The organism is Zoogloea sp. 1C4, assembly GCF_009469605.1.
In the GTDB taxonomy this organism is placed as follows: domain Bacteria; phylum Pseudomonadota; class Gammaproteobacteria; order Burkholderiales; family Rhodocyclaceae; genus Zoogloea; species Zoogloea oryzae.
The window spans coordinates 178986-198040 of the sequence record NZ_SSXU01000005.1 but is presented as its reverse complement, the minus strand read 5'-3'; the positions used below and the strand labels follow the sequence as shown (position 1 = coordinate 198040).

At 66.2% G+C, this 19055-nt stretch carries 16 protein-coding genes; 3 read left to right on the top strand and 13 right to left on the bottom strand.

The features are described 5' to 3' along the window. Positions 1–4: 4 nt before the first annotated feature. The 3 genes from GH681_RS08330 to GH681_RS08320 are packed head-to-tail and all read left to right on the top strand — an operon-like array spanning position 5 to position 1663. On the top strand, positions 5–712 hold the full coding sequence (locus GH681_RS08330) for an SIMPL domain-containing protein (RefSeq protein WP_153161000.1): 708 nt from the start codon (positions 5–7) through the stop codon (positions 710–712). Beyond that, positions 709–1146 (top strand): D-aminoacyl-tRNA deacylase, encoded by a 438-nt coding sequence (gene dtd / locus GH681_RS08325; protein WP_153160999.1) that lies wholly within the window; start codon positions 709–711, stop codon positions 1144–1146. Before GH681_RS08330 ends, dtd begins: the two co-directional genes overlap by 4 nt. Further along, a complete protein-coding gene (locus GH681_RS08320) occupies positions 1115–1663 on the top strand; it encodes a C40 family peptidase (RefSeq protein WP_153160998.1) in 549 nt (182 codons plus the stop codon). The genes dtd and GH681_RS08320 overlap by 32 nt, the downstream gene beginning before the upstream one ends. Positions 1664–1684: 21 nt before the next feature. Here the strand turns inward: GH681_RS08320 and hemB are convergent, their stop codons facing one another. The 13 genes from hemB to GH681_RS08255 form a co-directional block, all read right to left on the bottom strand. Next, complete coding sequence (gene hemB, locus GH681_RS08315) at positions 1685–2695, bottom strand: porphobilinogen synthase (RefSeq protein ID WP_153160997.1); 1011 nt, start codon at positions 2693–2695, stop codon at positions 1685–1687. 181 nt (positions 2696–2876) lie between these two features. Then, complete coding sequence (locus tag GH681_RS08310) at positions 2877–4310, bottom strand: lipopolysaccharide biosynthesis protein (protein WP_153160996.1); 1434 nt, start codon at positions 4308–4310, stop codon at positions 2877–2879. Positions 4311–4536: 226 nt separating this feature from the next. Next, a complete protein-coding gene (locus GH681_RS08305; protein ID WP_153160995.1) occupies positions 4537–5712 on the bottom strand; it encodes a hypothetical protein in 1176 nt (391 codons plus the stop codon). Positions 5713–5747: 35 nt separating this feature from the next. Next, positions 5748–6602, bottom strand: a complete 855-nt coding sequence (locus GH681_RS08300) for an AAC(3) family N-acetyltransferase (protein WP_153160994.1) — start codon at positions 6600–6602, stop codon at positions 5748–5750. Then, positions 6599–8017, bottom strand: coding sequence for a glycosyltransferase (locus GH681_RS08295; protein WP_194271180.1), 1419 nt, complete (start codon positions 8015–8017; stop codon positions 6599–6601). The genes GH681_RS08300 and GH681_RS08295 overlap by 4 nt, the downstream gene beginning before the upstream one ends. Continuing rightward, positions 8010–9260 carry a glycosyltransferase family 4 protein gene (locus tag GH681_RS08290; protein ID WP_153160992.1) on the bottom strand — a complete coding sequence of 417 codons (1251 nt, stop codon included), beginning with the start codon at positions 9258–9260 and terminating at the stop codon, positions 8010–8012. Before GH681_RS08290 ends, GH681_RS08295 begins: the two co-directional genes overlap by 8 nt. Before the next feature lie 6 nt (positions 9261–9266). Then, positions 9267–10805 carry an exosortase A gene (gene xrtA, locus GH681_RS08285; protein WP_194271179.1) on the bottom strand — a complete coding sequence of 513 codons (1539 nt, stop codon included), beginning with the start codon at positions 10803–10805 and terminating at the stop codon, positions 9267–9269. A gap of 42 nt (positions 10806–10847) precedes the next feature. Then, on the bottom strand, positions 10848–12203 hold the full coding sequence (locus GH681_RS08280) for a putative O-glycosylation ligase, exosortase A system-associated (protein WP_194271178.1): 1356 nt from the start codon (positions 12201–12203) through the stop codon (positions 10848–10850). 48 nt (positions 12204–12251) lie between these two features. Next, a complete protein-coding gene (locus GH681_RS08275; protein WP_153160989.1) occupies positions 12252–13604 on the bottom strand; it encodes a phenylacetate--CoA ligase family protein in 1353 nt (450 codons plus the stop codon). A gap of 8 nt (positions 13605–13612) precedes the next feature. Further along, positions 13613–14713: a glycosyltransferase family 4 protein gene (locus GH681_RS08270; RefSeq protein WP_153160988.1), complete on the bottom strand. Its 1101-nt coding sequence runs from the start codon at positions 14711–14713 to the stop codon at positions 13613–13615. Beyond that, positions 14710–15915 carry a TIGR04063 family PEP-CTERM/XrtA system glycosyltransferase gene (locus tag GH681_RS08265; protein WP_153160987.1) on the bottom strand — a complete coding sequence of 402 codons (1206 nt, stop codon included), beginning with the start codon at positions 15913–15915 and terminating at the stop codon, positions 14710–14712. Before GH681_RS08265 ends, GH681_RS08270 begins: the two co-directional genes overlap by 4 nt. Next, entirely contained in the window at positions 15916–17844 is a 1929-nt protein-coding gene (locus GH681_RS08260) for an XrtA/PEP-CTERM system amidotransferase (RefSeq protein ID WP_153160986.1), read from the bottom strand. 15 nt (positions 17845–17859) lie between these two features. After that, positions 17860–19050, bottom strand: a complete 1191-nt coding sequence (locus GH681_RS08255) for a TIGR03088 family PEP-CTERM/XrtA system glycosyltransferase (protein ID WP_153160985.1) — start codon at positions 19048–19050, stop codon at positions 17860–17862. Between the last annotated feature and the right edge of the window lie 5 nt (positions 19051–19055).

The following is a 19055-nucleotide window of genomic DNA, read 5'->3' as shown; positions in this document are numbered from 1 at the left end:
CCTCATGAAAATCCGCTCGCTTCGTCCGCTGGCCCTCGCGCTCCCGCTTGCCTTGTGCTTCGCCGCCGCCCACGCGGCCGACGCGCCGTCGCTGCCCACCGCCGACATCGCCGTCGAAAGCAGCCGCTCGGCCCCCAACGACCAGTTCCGCGCGCAGGTCTACACCGAAGCCACCGACAGCAACCCGGCCGAACTCGCCCGCAAGATCAACAACACCGTCGCCCAGGCCCTTCAGACCGCCCGCGCCTATCCGGCGGTCAAGATCCGCACGGCCGGCAACAACACCTACCCGATCTACGCCAAGACTGGCCGCAGCATCGAATCCTGGCGGATGCGCTCCACTCTCGCCCTCGAAAGTAAGGATGCCGGCCAGCTTTCCGAACTCATCGGCAAGCTCCAGCAGACCATGGCCATCGGCGGGCTCTCTGCCGCCCCGTCGCCCGAAACCTGGAAGAAGATCGAGGACGAAGCCATCACCGACGCCCTCGCCGCCTTCGAGGCCCGTGCCAAACTGGTCGCCGCCAGCCTCCACAAGAAGTGGCGGATCAAGCACGTGTCGGTGAACACCAGCGGCTACCAGCCCCGTCCGCCGGTGATGCCGATGGCCCGCGCCGCCATGGCCGTTGCCGACGCCGCGCCGCCCGCCCCCATCGAGGCCGGCGACAGCCCGGTGTCGGTGTCCGTCAATGGCCAGATCGAACTGCTCGAATGATTGCCCTGATCCAGCGCGTCCTCGAAGCCCGCGTCACGGTTGACGGGCGCACGGTCGGCGAGATCGGCCCCGGCCTGCTGGCGCTGGTGGCGGTCGAGCGTGGCGACCAGCCCGCCAACGCCACGCGGATGGTCGAGCGGCTGCTCGGCTATCGGGTGTTCTCGGATGACGACGGGCGGATGAACCGGTCGCTGGTCGATACCGGCGGCGGCCTGCTGCTGGTGTCGCAATTCACCCTCGCCGCCGACACCAGCAAGGGCACGCGGGCCAGCTTCACCCCCGCCGCGCCACCCGACGAAGCCGAGAAACTGTTCAACCAGGTCGTCACCCTCGCCCGCAGCCGCCATCCGGTGGTCGAGACGGGCGAGTTTGGCGCCGAAATGTCGATATCGCTCATCAACCATGGCCCGGTCACTTTCCGTCTCACCGCTTGAACGCCGGCTGGCCGCGCTGGCACTGCTGGCGTTTCTGGCCGGCTGCAGTCAGACGCCCCAACGCCCGGCGTCCAGCACATCCGTCCCCCGCGCCACCGCACCGGCGCGCGGCTGGTTCGCCCTGCCGCGGGACGACCACGCCCAGGAAATGGTGATCTTTGCGCTGGGGCTGCTCGACACCGGCTACCGCTTCGGCGGCAAGAACCCGGAAGCTGGCCTGGATTGCAGCGGGATGGTGAGCTACGTGGTCGAACAGGTGAGCGGAAAGCGCCTGCCCTACAACGCTGCAGGCATCGCCGAGCGCACCCGGCCGATTCCGTCGAACTCCGTCCGGCCGGGCGATCTGGTGTTCTTCAACACCCTCGGCCGCTCGTATTCGCACATGGGGATTTACGTGGGCGACGGCAAGTTCGTGCACGCCCCCAACAGCCGCGGCAAGGTGCGGGTGGATCGCCTCGACAACCGCTATTACGCCGATCGCTTCGAGGGTGCCCGCACCCTGCTGCCGGAGGGTTGATCCGGCAGCGTTCGCCTCAGCTTACGCGTCTTCCTTCAGCCAGCGAGCGGCATCCAGCGCGTAATAGGTGAGGATGCCGTCGGCACCGGCGCGCTTGAAGGCCACCAGGGCTTCCAGCGCGCAAGCCTTCTCGTTGAGCCATCCGTTGGCCGCGGCAGCCTTCAGCATCGCGTACTCTCCGCTCACCTGATAGACGTAGGTGGGCACCTGCAGCTCGGATTTCACCCGACGGACGATGTCGAGATAAGGCATGCCGGGCTTCACCATGAACATGTCGGCGCCTTCCGAGATGTCGAGGGCGACTTCACGCAGGGCCTCGTCGGAATTGGCCGGGTCCATCTGGTAGGTGTATTTGTTGCCCTTGCCCAGATTGCCGGCCGAACCCACCGCGTCACGGAACGGGCCGTAGAAGCTCGACGCGTACTTGGCCGAATACGCCAGGATTCGGGTGTAGATCTGGCGGGCGGCATCGAGCTCGGCGCGGATGCGCGCGACGCGGCCGTCCATCATGTCGGAAGGCGCCACCACGTCGGCACCGGCCTGGGCGTGACACAGCGCCTGTCTGGCGAGCACTTCCAGCGTCTCGTCGTTGAGCACGTAGCCGGTGTCGTCGATCAGGCCGTCCTGGCCGTGGCTGGTGTAAGGGTCGAGCGCCACGTCGGTGATGATGCCCAGATCGGGGAAACGTGCCTTCAGGGCCTGCACCACACGGGGCACCAGGCCGTCCGGGTTGTAGGCCTCTTCGGCGCCGAGGGATTTCTTGGCGTCTTCGACCACCGGAAACAGCGCCAGCGCCGGCACGCCGAGCGCCACGGCTTCTTCGGCGACGCGCAGCAGGTTGTCGAGGGAAACGCGGCTCACGCCCGGCATGGAGGCCACGGGCTGGTTGATCTGCTCACCCTCGAGGACGAAGACGGGGTAGATCAGGTCGTCCGCAGACAGCCGATGCTCGCGCATCAGGCGGCGGGAGAAATCATCGCGGCGCATGCGGCGCATGCGGGTGGACGGGAAGGCGGAATGAACAGGCTTCATGGGCAATCTCGGGGTGCTTACATCTGGAAACGAATTGAACCCGGAACTTTCGTCCGGGTTGCCAAGACTAACACGCAGATGGTGACGAACCGTCTCCCGCTATACCTCCCTGAGCGGGTGCCTTGAGCAAGCAAGGCATTTTTGGCCCCCGGCAACCCCTCGCCGGGGGTTTTTTATTTCATCAGCGCCGCACGACCCGCCGCACCACCGCACCTACCTCCGCGCCCACCGGGTGACGGGTGACCACCACCCCGATCACCCAGCCGATGGACGAAGCGATGATGCAGCCCACTACGCCGAAGAACGGCGCCGCGTGAGGAAAGGCCAGCTTGAAGGCGAGGCACGACGTGGCCGCGCACAGAGCCACCAGCAGTGACGGCCCCAGGGCCTCGCCGACGCGGCTGAGATCAAAACCCAGCAGACGGCGCAGCACCAGCAGGGTGTAAGCGGTAATCAGCAGATCGCCAACCGCAATGCCCGCGGCTACGTGATCGAGGCTGTACATGCTGCCGATGAGGATCAGCACCACCTTGATCGGCTGCCCGACCAGCTGGAAGCGCAGGGTGTACTTCGACTTGCCGGTGCCGCTTACCACGGCCGCGCCGGTCACCGCGATCGTCAGCGCCGCCGAACCCACGCAGAGGATGCGCGCCGGCTCGATGATCCGCGCCCACTTCTCGCTATAGAGCAGCAGCACGATGGAGTCCATCGCCAGCGCCATGCAGGCGAAGAGCGGAAAGGCCAGTGCACTGAGGTAGCAGATGCTCTTGAGGAACTGATCGCCAACGCTTTCGCCGTCCCGGTGGGTGCGGGCGAAGGCCGGCATCAGCACCGGCGTCAGCCCTTCCATGATCGAGCGGAAGGCCAGCCCGACGACGCCCAGGGAACGTGCCAGATAACCTGCGGTTTCGATGCTCATTGCCTTGCCGACGATCATTTCGGGCGCCGACAGGCCGAACTCCCACAGCAGCGACGATCCGCAGAAGCGGCCGCCGGTGCGCAGGATGTGGCGCCATTCGGAGAACTCGATCCGCATCGGCACTTCGCGCTTGGTCATCAGCACGGTCATGAGCACCGTGAGCGTGGTGCTCGCCACCGCGCCCCAGGCGAGGCCGATGAAGCCGACCCCCATCGAGCACAGCCCGATCGACACCGTTGCCTGAAGCGTGCCCGATGCCAGGTTGATCCGCACCACCTTGTCGAAGTTGAGGTTGCGCTTGAGGATCGCCATCGACACCGACCCGAAGGGCAGCAGGAAGAAGTTGATCGACAGCACATGCATCACCAGCCCGATGCCCTCTTCCCGGTAAAACGCCGCCACCGGGCCGCTCGCCACCCAGGTGAGCAAACCGAGGGTCCAGCTCATGATGACGGCGATGGTCGCCGCCGTCTGGAGGCGCACCGGGGTGAGATCGCGTTCCTGGATGAGGTAGCTGGTGATGCCCAGATCGCGCAGGGCGTGGGACATGGCGAGGATCAGGCTTCCGATGGAAAAGATGCCGATCTCTTCGGGGGAGAGCAGTCGCGCCAGGACAACCGACGAGACGAACTGAATGACAAACACGATGGCTTTCTCTCCGACGGAGAGAAAGACCGCTTTCTTTACATTAGCCATGGGTTACGGACGCGAGCCTCGCCCCTGAGAATCCGACTGAAGCATCAATGATTTCAACACAAGTGAATGGATGGACGGCGCGCGCCATCTTGGAGCTGTGCATTTGATCGAGTCGGTGGGGTTAAGCTTCGAGCGCGAAGCATCACACAAATCATTGGTGCGCCACGATGAAGCTGTGCACGGGTGTGCAAACAATTGTTCTTTTCTCACAGCATTCCGTCTGGTTTCACGCGGCCGGACCCTTGAGCCCATAGCGCCCGCTGCCGCGATTCGCAGCATCCATCATCAGCGCATCGGCGTAGAACTTGGTGGCCCAGTTGGGCAGCTGCCAGGGGTGGTAACCGCCGTTGATGGGATGGGCGCCCTTGATGGCGCCGATCATCTCGCGCTCGTCGCCGGCGAGACGCTGGGTGCGCTTCACGAAACCGAGGATCCGCGTGGTGGCGTCGCGGTAGCGTGTGTCGCCGGTGATCTGGAACAGGCGCCCCCAGTTGATGCCCAGCTGGCAGTCGCCGGTGAGGCACGACCACTTCACCGTCGGGCGCCAGTCCTGGTCAAAACGGCCCGGCATGAAGCCATCGGCCGGCAGGGCCGCGATCATCGCATCGCCGATCTGGCGGGCGGCCTGGATGAAATCCTCCCGGCCTGCGTAATCGCCGATCTCGAGCAGGCCGCGCATGGCGTAGGCGATGGTGTGGGTGAAGGGCTGGGCGTTGTCCTGCAGGCAGTTGGTGTCGAGCCAGCCGTTGGACCGCGCCTGGGTCAGCGCCCATTCGCAGTTGCGCACCGCGGCGTCGAGAAAGCGATGCTCGCCGGTGATCTCATGGGTGCGGGCGAGGCTCCACGCCGAGCGGGTGTTGTAGGTATTGACCGACTTGCCGGTCATCGGCGAGCCGAACTGCCGCCAGCAGCCGTCGTCGTCCATGATGTCGCACAGCCACGCGGACGCGCGCACCGCGGCATCCCGATAGGCTTCGTTGCGCTCTTCCTCGAAGGCGCGCACCCAGCCGAAGATCACCTGCCCGGTGTTGAACACCGTGGGCTGGTCCGAATCGCCCAGGGCGCCGGCGAGCACGCCGCCGCCGGGCAGCTGGATGTCGATCTCCCAGTCGGCCATGCGGCGCGCCCGGACGCGGCAGTCGTCGTCGCCGGCCAGCGCCGCGTAGCGGTACAAGGTGGGGATGATGTAGCCGGTGGTCTCGGGGTAGGACGGGGCCCAGCGGCGCGAGCGGACCAGGAAGGTCTGGGCGACGCCCCCGTTGCCCGTCACGTCCTGAGCGAGCTTGAGCCAGGCGATGGCGGCATCCAGGTGGACGCGATTATCGACGGGCGTCGTCATGCCGATGCCGAGGGTGTCGCGCAGCACGAGTCCCTTCTGGCGGAGAGTTTCACTGAGGCTCATCGTTGGTTTCCGGGCTTCATGCGGTCATGGGCGGCTCAGGGCCGTGCGCCTGCCGTTTCGGGGAAGTCGAAGAAATGGGCGCCGCCCGCCACGAAGCGGGCCGATTCGCGGCTGTGGTCAGCCGCACGGATCCAGGTAAGGCGCGTGTTGCCGACCTTGCCGTGGTGGAGCACCCCGACTTTGTCGAGATGGGCCACCAGCCGGGGTTCACGGCGCAGCTTGTTGGCCTGGGCGGCGAGCACCCGCACCGTGCAGGTGTGCCGTTCGCCAGCCCGGTCGATCACCACGCCGGTGTGCAGATCCGGCTCGTAGAGCGGGAAAGGCAGCGTCGCGGCAAGCTGGTCCTCGACGAAATGGGTGTAGGTGAAGGTGGAGAACGGCGCGTCGAAACCGAGGATCAGTGCGTTGCGTTCGAGCAGCCGCGCAAAGGGCGATTCGCCGCCGAAGGGCTTATCGGCCGCCTCGTGGCCAGCCACAAAGGCCTCGGCGTCGCGGCCCCAGGCCAGGAGTGGATGGGTCACGCTCAAGCTGCGCACCACGCCCGCGCTGCGCCGGAAGACCTCCGACACGATACCCATCATCGACGGGCTGCGGGCGACGTTCATGGGCTTGCCGGTGGCGAGCCACTGGGCCGAGCTCATGTTGTGATACGGCATCGACATCATCACCAGCAGCCCTTCAGGCCCCACGGCTTCCTTGAAGGTGCGCACCACATCCGCCGGCTTGCCCTTGAAACCGTTGAGCGGCAGCCAGGACGAATGGACAACCAGCGTCGAGCCGGGCGTCACGCCGATCTCCCGCAGACGGGCAGCGAGCTCCTTCGGGCCATAAGCCCAGATGGTCTTCGCCGCGGCTTCCTTGACCCACTGCTTGAGCGCGCCGAGGCTCATCGCCCTGCCCTCCCCGGCTGTCCGGCGACCACTTCGTCCAGCACCCGGGCGAAGCGCTCGGTGATGGCCTTGCGGTCGAACTGGGCGAGATAGGCGTCGTCGGCCTGGACGGTTTCGGGCACCGGTCGGGCGAGCCACTCGCGCAGCATCGCCTCGCAGGCGTCCACCGATTCGGCCGGCACCGTCTTGCCGAGGCCGGCCTTGTCGATGATCTGCTGGGTCGCGCCCGGGTCGCACAGGGCGAAGATCGGGCGGCGCACCGAGACGTACTCGAAGAGCTTGCCCGGGATCACCCCGTCGGAGGTCTCGCCGGTATCGACGATCAGCAGCAGGTAGTCGCAATTGACCTGGGCGTCCATCGCTTCGCCATAGCTCACATCACCGACGAAGTCATAGAGATGGCCGATGCCGTACTCGGCGATGATCTGGTCGTAACGGCGCTGGATCTCCGGCTCGACGCCGCCGATGATGCGCACGCGCGCCCGCCCGGCCAGCGCCGGATCGGAACGGTGAATGCGCCCGAGGGCTTCGGCGAAGGCGTAGCCCTTGCGGTTCTTGAACAACCGGCCGGTGTAGACGAACTCGATCGTCTCGCCGTTGAACGGCCGCGTACGCTGACGACTGCCGTAGAGCTCGGTGTCGTAGCCGTTGGTGAGCGTCTCCCAGCGGGCCTTGAGCTGCGGATGCAGACGCTGCATGTAAGCCGTCTTGGGCTCGGAGACCGTGACGATCACGTCGGCCCGGCGCAGCAGCCGGCGCTCCATCCGGAACTCCATCTTCTTGCGCCACTCGGGCATCCACTCGCGCAGCACATCGCCGTACCACAGGTCGCGGTAGTCGGCGATCCACGGCAGGCCGGTTTCCTTGCGCAGCTCGTGGCCGACGTGAAGACTGGAGAACGGCGGCAGCGTGGTGTAGATGGCGTCGATCTGGCGTTCGGCGCACAGCGCGCGGCACACCTTGAGGGCATCCTGCGCCCAGGGGCGGAAGTCGTCGGGTACGTTCACGAGGGTGCGCAGCACCCAGCGGATCATGCCGTGGGCCTTGTCCATCAGCCCGCCGCCCGACTGCGCCACAGGCGCCCGGGTTGCAGCAGGCGCCGGCTTTGTCGCTGGTGCCGCAGCAACAGGCGCTGGCGCGGCGGGCTTGCGGCCCAGCAGGCGCTTGACCGTATCGGCGATCTCGACCTCGAGATTGCGCAGCGGCAGTCGGATGATCTCGTCGCCATCGACGATCTCAGCCATCAGCGCCTCGTCGTAGTTGCCCTCACGGCCCGAGGGCTGCAGCGTCACCACAATGCAGCGCCAGCCAAAGCGGCGCAGGTGCTCGACGAACTTGACGGTGCGGATCCGGCCGATGGTCTTGAGGGGCGGAAACTCGCCGGCGATGACCAGCAGCGTGCGGGGTTCAGCCATGCTTGCCTCCCTTGTTCTGCAGGCGCTCGCAGAGATTCTGGAAGATCTGGACGCTGTGCTCCCAGCTGTGGGCCTGAGCATGGGCCAGGGCGCCAGCTTCGAGGCGGGCCCGGAAGGCGTCGTCACCAAGCACCCGCAGGATCGCGTCGGCGATCTCATCGACCCGCTCGCCATTCACCAGCAGCCCGCTGACGCCATCCTGAACGGCCTCGACCGCCCCGCCCGCGCGGCCGCCTACAACAGCCCGGCCGCAGGCGTTGGCTTCGAGGAAGGTCAGCCCGAAGCCTTCGGTGTCGCCGTCCGGCATCGTGCGGTTGGGCATCGCGAACAGCACCGCGCTGCGATACGCAGACAGCAGGTCGGCGTCGCTCAGGGCGCCCGCGAGGGTGATGCTGTGGGCCACGCCGGACTCGTCGACCAGCGCCTGCAGCGAAGCCCGCTGAGGGCCGTCGCCGATGATCAGCAGATGGCAGTCGGGGTGGGCGGCGAAGACCTGGGGCCAGGCACGGATGGTCTGGTCGAAACCCTTGCGGGCGATCAGCCGGCCAACGGCCACCACGATCCGCTTGCCCGCGAGCCCGAAGCGCGCGCGGAACGCGGGGTCGTCCGGGCCGGGCGAGAATCGTTTCGTATCGACGCCGTTTTCGATGAGGCACACGCGATCCGGGGCAATCCCCATCTCATCCACCAGCACCCGCTGGGTGAAGCGGCTCACCGCGACCACCGCATCGGCGGCGCGCAGGTGGGTTGCCCTGCTGGCGCCGAAGGAACCGGCGTCGAAGCGGGTGGTGATTTCCTCGCCATGCACGTAGATCACCATGCGCTTGCCGAAGACCCGCTGGAAGAACTCGCCCAGCCAGGCGGTGGAAGCCAGTTCGCCGATGCAGATGACCTCGATGCCATGCCGGCGGATGAGCTTCCAGACCGTCCAGATGACCCGGAGCCGCAGCGGAACGTCGATGGTGAGGAAGCGCCAGGCAGCGATCAGCTTGTGGGCCGGCCGGCTGATCCGCGGCCGGAGCAGATCCAGCCGGTACACGGGAAAGCCGCAGTTCTGGTCATGGGCGCGCCAGCCCGCGATCTCGGCACCGTCGTTGTAGTCGCGCCGGGTCGCCAGGGCGACCATCCGCCCCTTAGGGGCGTAACGGCACAGGTTCGAATAGACGGTCGCAGACCCTCCCTGGATCGGCGTGAAGATGCTGGCAACGATGAGGCATGCGCCAACCGACGCGTTTCGGGTCATGCGTCCTTATTTCCGGTCGGCGGTCGCGGTGCGTTCGAGATCGGCCAGGATCCCGGCAATGTGCTCGTTCGCGAAGGCCGCCGTCCTGACACGGGCAGCCTCGACGCTGTCGGGGCTGTAGGCGGTGATCGCCACCGCAGCAGCATCGTCGCCCCGGCCACGGAGCCGCGACAGGGCTTCGAGGATCTTGCTGGTGAAATCGCTGGTGGTGGTCATGCCATTCACCCAGTAGAAATGATAGACGGCAGCATGGACGCCTTTCTTCACGAAGCCTTCGAGCCGCACATTCGGCACGTTCGGGCTGTCGTTGGGCGGCTGGGTGGAGATCGACCAGCCCCATTTCTTGGTGGGTTCGAGCTGATTCTGGATGTTGATCAGCTCGGTGCCCTGCGTCTGATTACGATAATAGGCGACAAAAACGTCGACCGGCTGGCCCTGATACGTGTAGGTCGCCTGATGGACCACCCGCGCACCCGGGAAATGGGGGCGAATCGCGTCGTCGGCCGACTCGCCCTGGGGCAGGCTTGCCAGGGATTCAAGCCGCAACGACGGCGTGTCGGACGAATCCGGCGCCTGGAGGACCTGCACGACCATATGCCAGCCGAAGGGAATCGCCGCGGCAAGCAGGGTCGCGCCCATCAGGACCGGCATTGGCGCCTGGACGCCATGGCTCGACGGGGCGTGCTCGGGCACCGGGTCGCGCCAGCGGGCCCCGATGGCGAAGCTCGCGAAGATCGAGACGCCGAAGATCACCCAGCCCAAGGCAATGTGGCTCAGGCCGAGGCCCCACTCGTTGGCGGTCTTGTGGGCCACCATCACGATGACGTAGGCGCGGATCCAGTTGGCGATCAGCGGCATCACGATGGCCCAAAGCATGAACAGGATGCGCTTGCGCCACTGGGTGTAGGTGAGATACGCGAAGACCGCGCCGATGAACACCGAGGTGAGCAGGTAGCGGATACCGCCACAGGCTTCCACCACCGACCACTGGCCGCTCGGAATGACGAAGTTGCGGCCTTCCTGATAGACCGGCACGCCGCTGTGACGCAGGGCCACGACGGTGGCGTCGGCCGTCCAGTTCATCAGCACCGGCAGGATCTCCTGGCCGAAGGGCACCGCAAACAGCAGGAAGAACAGCGGGCCGAGCACGCGGCGGAAGATCTCGTCGCCCGTCACCGCCCAGACTGCGCTGATCATCATCAGCACGATGGCGAACTGCACCACCGCCGCCACAGACACCAGCTCGCCCAGCATGGCGAGGAAGCCGGTCAGGACGAGCGCCGCAAAGCCCTTCCAGGACGGACAGCAGTATTCTCCGCGCAGCACCGGCAGCTTGCTCCACAGCAGGTAGGCCACCACCACCAGCACCACGTAGCCGTGCTCGTGGCTGGGCAGCGTGTCCCAGGCGTCGAGCACCATCCGCACCTGGGTGCGGAAGCTGAAGAGGATCGCGCCCCAGGCGATGAGCACGACGACCAGCCCAAGGAGGCCGCTACCCCGCCGGGTGCCGGAAAGCACCTTGCTGTCGATCAGCTGATCAGGCATGGCAGTCGATTTATGGTCAAGAGAAGTCATCAATGTGTCTCGTCAGCTGGAAGTTGCCTGCAGGCGGCCGACTCCGGCCTGCGCCGGGGACTGTCCGGCGGGCGTCGCGCCTGCAGTGGCCGACTCCTCGGCCAGTCGTTTCTTGATCCACTTTTCGGTCATCACGACCATCGCCATGAAATAGAACGGCATGTCCCAATAGGCCAGGCTCAGGAAGGCGCCGCCCACCGCAAAGCCGATCAGGCTCACCTTGACCATCGAACCGAGCTGGCCGGCCCATTCGAAATCCGGGCGATCCACCGCATACTTCATCAGGCGCCCGGCGGTCCGGTAGGTCAGCCCCCAGAACAGCAGGTAGAGGATCAGCCCGATGTAACCGTGCTGGCCCAGCACCTGGAAGTAGATACTGTGCGCCACCAGGATGAAGTTCGAGTTGGGTGCGTACATCTGGTAGATGATCGGCGTGTTGGTGAGGAAGCCCGCGCCGAGCACGCGGCTGTTGGCGATGTTGATCGCCATCATCCAGGCGTTGAGACGCCCCAGCGCGGATTCATCCTGATCGTAGGTCTTGATGGTCTCCATCCGCGAGGTCCACTCTTCAGGCATGAAGTAGACCATCGCCGGAGAGAGGATCAGGAGCACGAGGCCGATCGAGAGCTTCGACTTGCTGCGCCACCAGAACACCGAGAACATCGCCGCGATCGACAGCAGCGCGCCCCGGGAGTGGCTGCCGATGGCCGCCACCGCGCACAGGAACATGGTGACGTAAATGCCGCGCCGCACCCAGGTCTTGCCGATGGGCCGCAGCACCGGCAGCGTCACGACTTTTTCCACCTGCAGGGACAGGAAATACAGCAGCGGAATGGTGATCACGAGGGCGACGGCGAGCTCATTGTTGCCCTCCACCACGCTCTGCGGCGGCCCCCACACCCGGAACGAACCACCGGTCATCAGGGTGAACAGGCCGCCCTTCGCCCCGAAGTAGGCAATCGACATCGCGGTGACGCCCACGAAGCCGGTAATCTGTTCCCGCGTCTGCATGGTCGAGGCCACCACCAGCACCATCATCAGCACCTTGATGACGTCGAGGTAGATCGAGAGGCTCTCGGGCTGGTGGATCGCGGTGAGCGTGGTGATGCCCATCCACGCCACGAAGATCGCCAGCACGGTCACGGGTGGCGCCGTCGGGGCGCTCACATGCTTGGGATGGGCGGCCATCGCGATGACGATCAGCACGGCCGAGATCATCGCCAGCGGCATGGTGTAGGCAAAACCCCAGCCCAGCCGGTGGGGGTTCATCAGGCCGATCCACACCCACAGCAGCGCGCCGTTGTACGGCGACTTCAGTGCCCTCAGGGCGCCGTACGAGAAGAGTAATAAGACCAGTATGTCACGCACTGCATTTGCCCCAATCGGTCAGCAAGACCGTCAACCACCCAAACCCTGTCAGGCCGCGACGCGGCTGATCACGTAGCGGAACTTGCCGGACTTCTCGGCCGGAATCTCGTCCACCAGCTTGACGTCGATGGCGACCGACTCTCCCAGGCGACGCTTCAGGCCGCTCTCGATGCGCCCCACGTCGCCGGGTTCGAAAGCCGCGCCGGGAATCACGAAGACCGTCGTCAGGGCCTTGGTTTCCTGGACGATCTTGAACGATGCCACCCCGGGAATATCCCGGAGCACATAGATCAGCGACAGGCCGTGCATCACGGTTCCGTCGGCAGCGATCACGAAATCGGTGCTGCGCCCCTGGATCTCGCTCAGAATGGGCAGTCCCCGACCACATGGACAGGCATGATCGCTCAGGACACCGACATCGCCCGTGCGGTAGCGCACGAATGGGTAATCTCTTGTTGCGAGGTGTGTCACGACGATCTCGCCCGACTGCCCCGGGGGCAGCACATTGCCATCGCTGTCGATGATCTCGACGACGATGTCCTCGGCGGTGATGTGCATCGAGCCCGACGGGCAGGCGTGGGCGATGAAGCCCGCGTCGCGGCCGCCGTAGCCGTTGGCGACCGGCGCCTTGAACAGCCGGCTGATGACTTCGCGCTGGTGGTCGTAGAGTCGCTCCGACGTGACGAACACCACCTTGATGCCCAGATCGTCCAGACGGATGCCCTTCTTCTCGGCGTGGGCGGCGATGTGGCTGATGGCCGACGGATAGCCGAAGAGCATCTTCGGGCGCATCTCGCGGATGCGGGCGATGAAACCCTCGACCTTGGCGTCGGACATCTCGAAGGCCGGCAGCAGCTCGGTGCGCATCAGCTTGTCGCGGATCAGGCGCACGCGGTCCTGGGTCCCCAGTTCGATGGGCGAACCCCAGATGACGATCTCCGGATCGCCGATGTCCACGTCCCACCAGCGGGTGGCGCGCCACTTGGCGGCCACATCGTGGGTGACGCGCTCGGTGCCGATGAAGAAGATCAGCGGCTCGCCGCTCGATCCGCCGGTATTGAAGCGCGCCAGGCCCTTGGCGTCGTCGGCGCGCAGGCCGTCGCTGTTCTGCTTGATCACCGCCTTGGTGAGAAAGGGCAGCTTCTGCAGGTCGGCCGGGCCGGTCACCTTGTTCGGATCGAAACCGGTGCGGGCGAAGAGTTCGCGGTAGTACGGCGTGTGGGCGCCGATGTCGGCCAGAAAAGCCTTCAGGCGCTGGGCCTGTTTTTCGAGGATGCGCTCCCGGGGCCACCACTGGACGTCTTCCATTTCCTGGCGGATCGCCACGGTGTCGTGGTGCTTCAGGCGTTCCTGGACGGGAAAGAGGACGTTGGCGACGAAGCGGGTGTACAGGTCAGACATGTGGGCTCCTACGTCCGGCGGGCCGCGCCCGAGGCACGGCAGGCGTCGGCGTACGCGGCAAGCAGTTCATTCTTGACGGCCGACCAGGCGTAGCGCCGGACGTCGTCCTGGCCCGCGGCGCGGATTCGCGCCGCCAGGGCCGCATCGTTGAGGAAGCGCAGCGCGGCATCGGCCATCGCCTGCGGGTCGTCGGCAGGCACCAGCAGCGCGGTGACTTCGTGCTCGACGATGAACGGAATCCCGCCCACGTTGGTGGTGACCACCGGCACACCACTCGCCAGCGCTTCGAGCACCGAGTTGGGCATGTTGTCCACCCGGCTCGGGTTGAAGGTCAGATCGGAATCCCGGTACAGCGCGGCCATCTGGTCGCGGTCGAGGCGGCCGGTAAAGACGACCTTGTCGGCAATCCCGAGGCTGGCGGCCAGGGCCTGCAGCTCGGCGGCCTGGGGGCCGGTGCCGGCCACCGACAGGCGGGCGTCGCGGCGCGCCTTGGCCACCCGCGCGAAGGCCTTCAGCGCGGTGTCGATGCCGTAGATGGGCTCCAGGTTGCGGGCCACCACGATGTGGGCCGCCGGCGTGCGGGTCGCGTCCGCCGGGCGGAAACGCGCCAGATCGATGATGTTGGAGACGATCCGCCCCTCCATCCCGAAGCGGTCGAAGACCTCTTTCAGGAAGCCGGACGGCAGCACCAGCATCGCCGCACGCCGCATGCTCGCGCGTACGGAGTCGGCAGAACGATTGAGGAAAGGTTCGGCCTCGCCACCCCGATAATTGACCACCACCGGCTTGCCGCGCAGGCTGCCGATCCAGATCGCCGGCGCGGCAAACAGATGCCACGACCAGCCGGAGTTGGCCATCACGTGGAGCAGATCCGCCTTGCCGGCGGCGCGCCACAGGTGCAGCAGATACGGCACCAACCGGAACAGCGCGCGGACGCCCTTGAGCTTTTCGGCCCAGGCCGGGCGGTACGGAGCATTCACCTGCACCACCTCGACTTCGGCGCCCTCCCCGCGCAGCAGCTCCCCGAGCTGCCGGGTCTGGTTGGCCATGCCACCGGCAGGCGGCGGCAGCGGACCAACCAGCGCAATCTTCAGATCAGCGAATTTCATGCCGCCGATCTCGGCGCGAGCCGACCGTACACCGCCTTGTAGTTGGCGACGCTGTTCTTCCAGTTGCGCACGTCTTCGACGAAGTGGCGGCCGGCGGTGCGCATGGCAGCCCAGCGGTCGCGGTGGGCCAGCATGTCGTTGAGGGTGGCGACCAACGCGGGCACCTGGCCGGCGGCGAACAGGCGACCGGTCTCCCCGTCGCGGATGAGTTCCTTGTGGCCGCCCACATCCGAGGCCACGAAGATGCGGCCCTGGGCCATCGCCTCCAGCGGCTTGAGCGGCGTGACCAGCTCGGTCAGGCGCATCGAGTGGCGCGGATAGGCCAGCAGGTCGATCAGGTCGTAGTAACGGCTGACTTCGGAATGGGGCACGCGGCCGGTGAACACCACCTTGTCGGCGATGCCGAGGCGCTGGGCCTGGGCCTTGAGGTTGGCGTCCTGGGGGCCACCGCCAACCAGCAGCACGCGCAGATCCGGCTGGCCAGCGTGCATCGCGGCGAAGGCGTCAAGGAGCAGATCGAGGCCTTCGTAGGCGTAGAACGAACCCACGAAGCCCAGCACCGTCTTGCCCTGCAGGCCCAGCTTGGCCTTGAGGGTTTCGTCCGCGGCGCCGGAAAGCTGGAAACCTTCCACGTCCACGGCGTTGGGGATGACCGTCACCTTGGTTTCGGGAACGCCCCGGGCGACGATGTCGCGGCGCAGGCCTTCGCAGATGGTGAACACGTGATCGACGCGCTTGATGGCCCAGGTTTCGAGGGCGCGGGTGGCACGGTAGCGCAGGCTGCCTTCGGAGGTGGTGCCGTGGTCCACCGCGGCGTCTTCCCAGAAGGCGCGGATTTCATAGACGACGGGAATCCCCAGCCGACGGCCGACGCGGATCGCCGGGATGGCGTTGAGCACCGGCGAGTGGGCGTGGATGACATCCGGACGCAGTTCGCGGGCGAGCTGTTCGAGGCGGGCTTCGGTGGCGCGGATCAGGCGCCATTCGTTGATCCCGGCCGGGCCAGCGGGCGGCACCTCGGAACGGTAGAAGCGCAGGCCGTCCACGTCTTCCATGGCCGCGGCGGTCTTGCCCTGCTTGGGCGAGGTGACGTGGAAGGTCTCCCAGCCCAGGGCGCGCTGTTCGCGCAGGATGGCCGCGGTGCGGAAGGTGTAGCCGCTGTGCAGCGGGATCGAGTGATCGAGAACGTGGAGGACGCGCATTTACTGACTCATCACGGCCACGGCGGGTTTCGGGGCCGCGGCTTGGCTGTTACGCAGGAAGGCTTCGAACATCATGGTGGTCCACAGGGGCGCGCTGTAGTCGCGGGCGCCGGACTGGTGGGCATCGACCAGATGCTCGAGATATTCGCGGTTGAAGATGCCGGTTTCGGCGAGCGTGGAACCCAGGATGGCCTCGCGCACGCGCTCCTTGAGCGGGCCGCGGAACCAGCGGGCCAGCGGCACCGCAAAGCCCATCTTGGGGCGATACAGGACGTCGCGGGGCAGCATCGGCTCCATCGCCTTCTTGAAGACGTACTTGCCTTCCTGGCCCTTGATCTTGAGGCCGGACGGCAGCGTGGCCAGCCATTCGACCAGCTTGTGGTCCATCAGCGGCTCGCGCACTTCGAGGGAGTGGGCCATGCTGGCGCGGTCGACCTTGGTGTTGATGTCGCCCACGAGGTAGGTCTTGGTGTCGAGGTACTGGATGAGGGCCAGCGGGTCGTCTGTCTGCGCGGCGTTGCCGTGACGGCGGAAGACCTCAAGCGCGTTGTAGCCGGAGAGCTCCGCGCGGAACTTGCTGGAGAACAGGCTGCGCCGCATGTCGTCGCGCAGGATCGACACGGAGTGGAAATACGCCTGCACCGAATCCCGGGCCAGGGCCTGGAAGGTGGTCTTGGCGCGGAACATCCGCGGCGCCCAGTCGGCCTTGGGATACATCCGGCCGAGCAGCCCGAACACCGGACGGCGGATGCCGGCGGGCATCGAGCCGCGCATCTTTTCTTCCATCAGATGCATGCGGTAGCGGCGATAGCCGCCCATGCTCTCGTCGCCGCCATCGCCCGACAAGGCCACGGTGACGTGCTTGCGGGCGAGCTGACAGACCCGATAGGTCGGGATCGCCGAGCTGTCGGCGTAGGGCTCGTCGTAGAGCGCCGCCAGGGTGTCGATGAGGTCGAAGTCGTCGGACTTGACGGTCTCGACGTAGTGCCGGGTCTGGTAGCGGTCGGCCACCATCTTGGCGAACTCGGATTCGTTGAAGGCCGGATCGTCGAAGGCGATCGAGCAGGTGTTGACCGGATCGGACGACAGGCCGGCCATGGTCGCCACCACGGCGCTGGAATCCACGCCACCGGACAGGAAGGCGCCCAGCGGTACGTCGGAGATCATGCGCAGGCGGACGGATTCGCGCAGGCGTTCGGTGAGCTCGGCGGTGGCATCTTCGAGGGACAACGGGTTGTCCAGCGTGAAGCGCACGTCCCAGTAGAGCTTGGGCGCCGGGATCGGCTGGCCGCGGCGGATGCACAGGCTCTCGCCCGGCTGGAGCTTCTTCGCGCCCTTGAAGATGGTGCGCGGCTCGGCCACGTAGCCAAGGGCGAAATATTCTTCGACCGCGTGGGGGTCGATGCGGCGGTCGAGGCCCGGGTGCTGCATCAGCACCTTGAGTTCGGAACCGAAGACCAGCGTGCCGTCGTCAAGGATCGCGTAGTAGAACGGCTTCACGCCCAGGCGGTCGCGGGCGATGAAGAAGGTCTGCTTGTTGCGATCCCACAGGGCGAAGGCGAACATCCCGCGGAAACGCTGAACGCACTCCTCACCCCAGGATTCCCAGGCGTGGACGATGACTTCGGTGTCGCTGCGGGTGTGGAAACGGTGGCCGAGGGCTTCGAGCTCGGGCACGAGTTCCTGGAAGTTGTAGATCTCGCCGTTGAACACCACGGCCACGGTGCCGTCTTCGTTGAACAGCGGCTGCTGCCCGGTGGAGAGATCGATGATCGACAGGCGGCGATGGCCCAGGGCCACGCCGGGCTCGAAGTGAAGATCACCCTCATCCGGCCCACGATGGAACTGGATGTCGTTCATCCGCTTCATCAGGTCGCGATCGAAGTCACGACTGCCGCGGGTATCAAAAAGGCCAGCAATGCCGCACATGGAATCTGTTTTCTTTCAGTGAAGGGCGTTTCTGGATTGGATGGCAGCCGCGTAACCGGGCTGGGCCGCGCAGAGGCGCGTTTCGTAAAGCGAAAGATAGCTGCCAACCATTGCATCAAGACTGAACTGGGCGCACACCCGCGCCCTGCCCGCCGCGCCAAAGGCCGCAGCGCGGGCCGGATCGGCGAGCAGCGCCGCCATCGCGCCGGCCAGCGCGGCGGGATCGGCGGACGGCACCAGCAGGCCGGTTTCGCCATCAACGACCAGCTCGGCGTTGCCGCCCACCCGGGTTGCAACCACCGGCAGGCCGGAGGCCATCGCCTCGAGCAGGGTGTTGGAGATGCCCTCGGCCAGCGAAGGCAGCACGAAGACGCTCATGCCGCTGTTCATGAGCGGAATGTTGGACTGCTCGCCGGCCATCCAGACATGCTGTTCGAGCTGCTCGGACTTGAGCAGCTCGGCGAGCTCGGCCTGCAGCGGGCCGCCACCCACGATCATCAGCCGCGCACGACGGGCGGCATCCGGATTGCCACGCACCAGCAGCCCAAAGGCGCGGATCAGATTGGCGTGATCCTTGACGGCCTGCAGGCGCCCCACCGCCCCAAAAACCACCAGGCCAGGGTCGTTGAACGGCGAGCCCGGAATCTCGCCACGGGCGGCGACGGGCACGAAGCGATCGGTATCGACGCCGTTGCAGATGCGCCGGACGCGATCGGCGCGCACGCACACCTTGTCAGTGAGGTAGGACTCGATCCGCTTCGACAGCGCCACGTAACCCGACACGAAGGGCGAATAGGCCTTGCGGAGCAACTGGAACTTGCGGCTGACGCCTTCGAGATCCGACGCATCCCAGCCGTGTTCGCCGTGGATGCGCACCGGCACCCCGGCCGCCCACGCCGGCACCACCATCTCGAGGGCAGCGAGGTTGCGGGTATGGACAATGGCCGGGCGATGCTCGCGGAACAGCCGGTACAGCGTGGGGTACAGCTTGATCCCGTGGCCCTCGCCTTTTTCGATGGACATGAAGGTCACGTCGCTGCGCTTGATACGTTCGCAGAAGCTCGGCACGCAGCGGGTGAGCGCGACGATCATGTGCCGGAAGCGCTCGGGCGGCATCCGGTTGATGAGGTTAACGATCCCGTTCTCCAGCCCGCCAACGTCGAAGCTGTAGACCACGTGAATCACCAGGGGACGGGGATCGTTCATGAAAT

Excerpts from the sequence above, each read along its gene's own strand:
- GH681_RS08330 (WP_153161000.1), top strand. The coding sequence starts at position 5 with ATGAAAATCCGCTCGCTTCGTCCGCTGGCCCTCGCGCTCCCGCTTGCC.
- GH681_RS08260 (WP_153160986.1), bottom strand. The coding sequence starts at position 17,844 with ATGTGCGGCATTGCTGGCCTTTTTGATACCCGCGGCAGTCGTGACTTC.
- GH681_RS08295 (WP_194271180.1), bottom strand. The coding sequence starts at position 8,017 with ATGGCTGAACCCCGCACGCTGCTGGTCATCGCCGGCGAGTTTCCGCCC.
- GH681_RS08290 (WP_153160992.1), bottom strand. The coding sequence starts at position 9,260 with ATGACCCGAAACGCGTCGGTTGGCGCATGCCTCATCGTTGCCAGCATC.
- GH681_RS08305 (WP_153160995.1), bottom strand. The coding sequence starts at position 5,712 with ATGAGCCTCAGTGAAACTCTCCGCCAGAAGGGACTCGTGCTGCGCGAC.
- GH681_RS08270 (WP_153160988.1), bottom strand. The coding sequence starts at position 14,713 with ATGAAATTCGCTGATCTGAAGATTGCGCTGGTTGGTCCGCTGCCGCCG.
- hemB (WP_153160997.1), bottom strand. The coding sequence starts at position 2,695 with ATGAAGCCTGTTCATTCCGCCTTCCCGTCCACCCGCATGCGCCGCATG.
- GH681_RS08300 (WP_153160994.1), bottom strand. The coding sequence starts at position 6,602 with ATGAGCCTCGGCGCGCTCAAGCAGTGGGTCAAGGAAGCCGCGGCGAAG.
- GH681_RS08265 (WP_153160987.1), bottom strand. The coding sequence starts at position 15,915 with ATGCGCGTCCTCCACGTTCTCGATCACTCGATCCCGCTGCACAGCGGC.
- GH681_RS08275 (WP_153160989.1), bottom strand. The coding sequence starts at position 13,604 with ATGTCTGACCTGTACACCCGCTTCGTCGCCAACGTCCTCTTTCCCGTC.
- xrtA (WP_194271179.1), bottom strand. The coding sequence starts at position 10,805 with ATGCCTGATCAGCTGATCGACAGCAAGGTGCTTTCCGGCACCCGGCGG.
- GH681_RS08320 (WP_153160998.1), top strand. The coding sequence starts at position 1,115 with ATGGCCCGGTCACTTTCCGTCTCACCGCTTGAACGCCGGCTGGCCGCG.
- GH681_RS08255 (WP_153160985.1), bottom strand. The coding sequence starts at position 19,050 with ATGAACGATCCCCGTCCCCTGGTGATTCACGTGGTCTACAGCTTCGAC.
- dtd (WP_153160999.1), top strand. The coding sequence starts at position 709 with ATGATTGCCCTGATCCAGCGCGTCCTCGAAGCCCGCGTCACGGTTGAC.
- GH681_RS08310 (WP_153160996.1), bottom strand. The coding sequence starts at position 4,310 with ATGGCTAATGTAAAGAAAGCGGTCTTTCTCTCCGTCGGAGAGAAAGCC.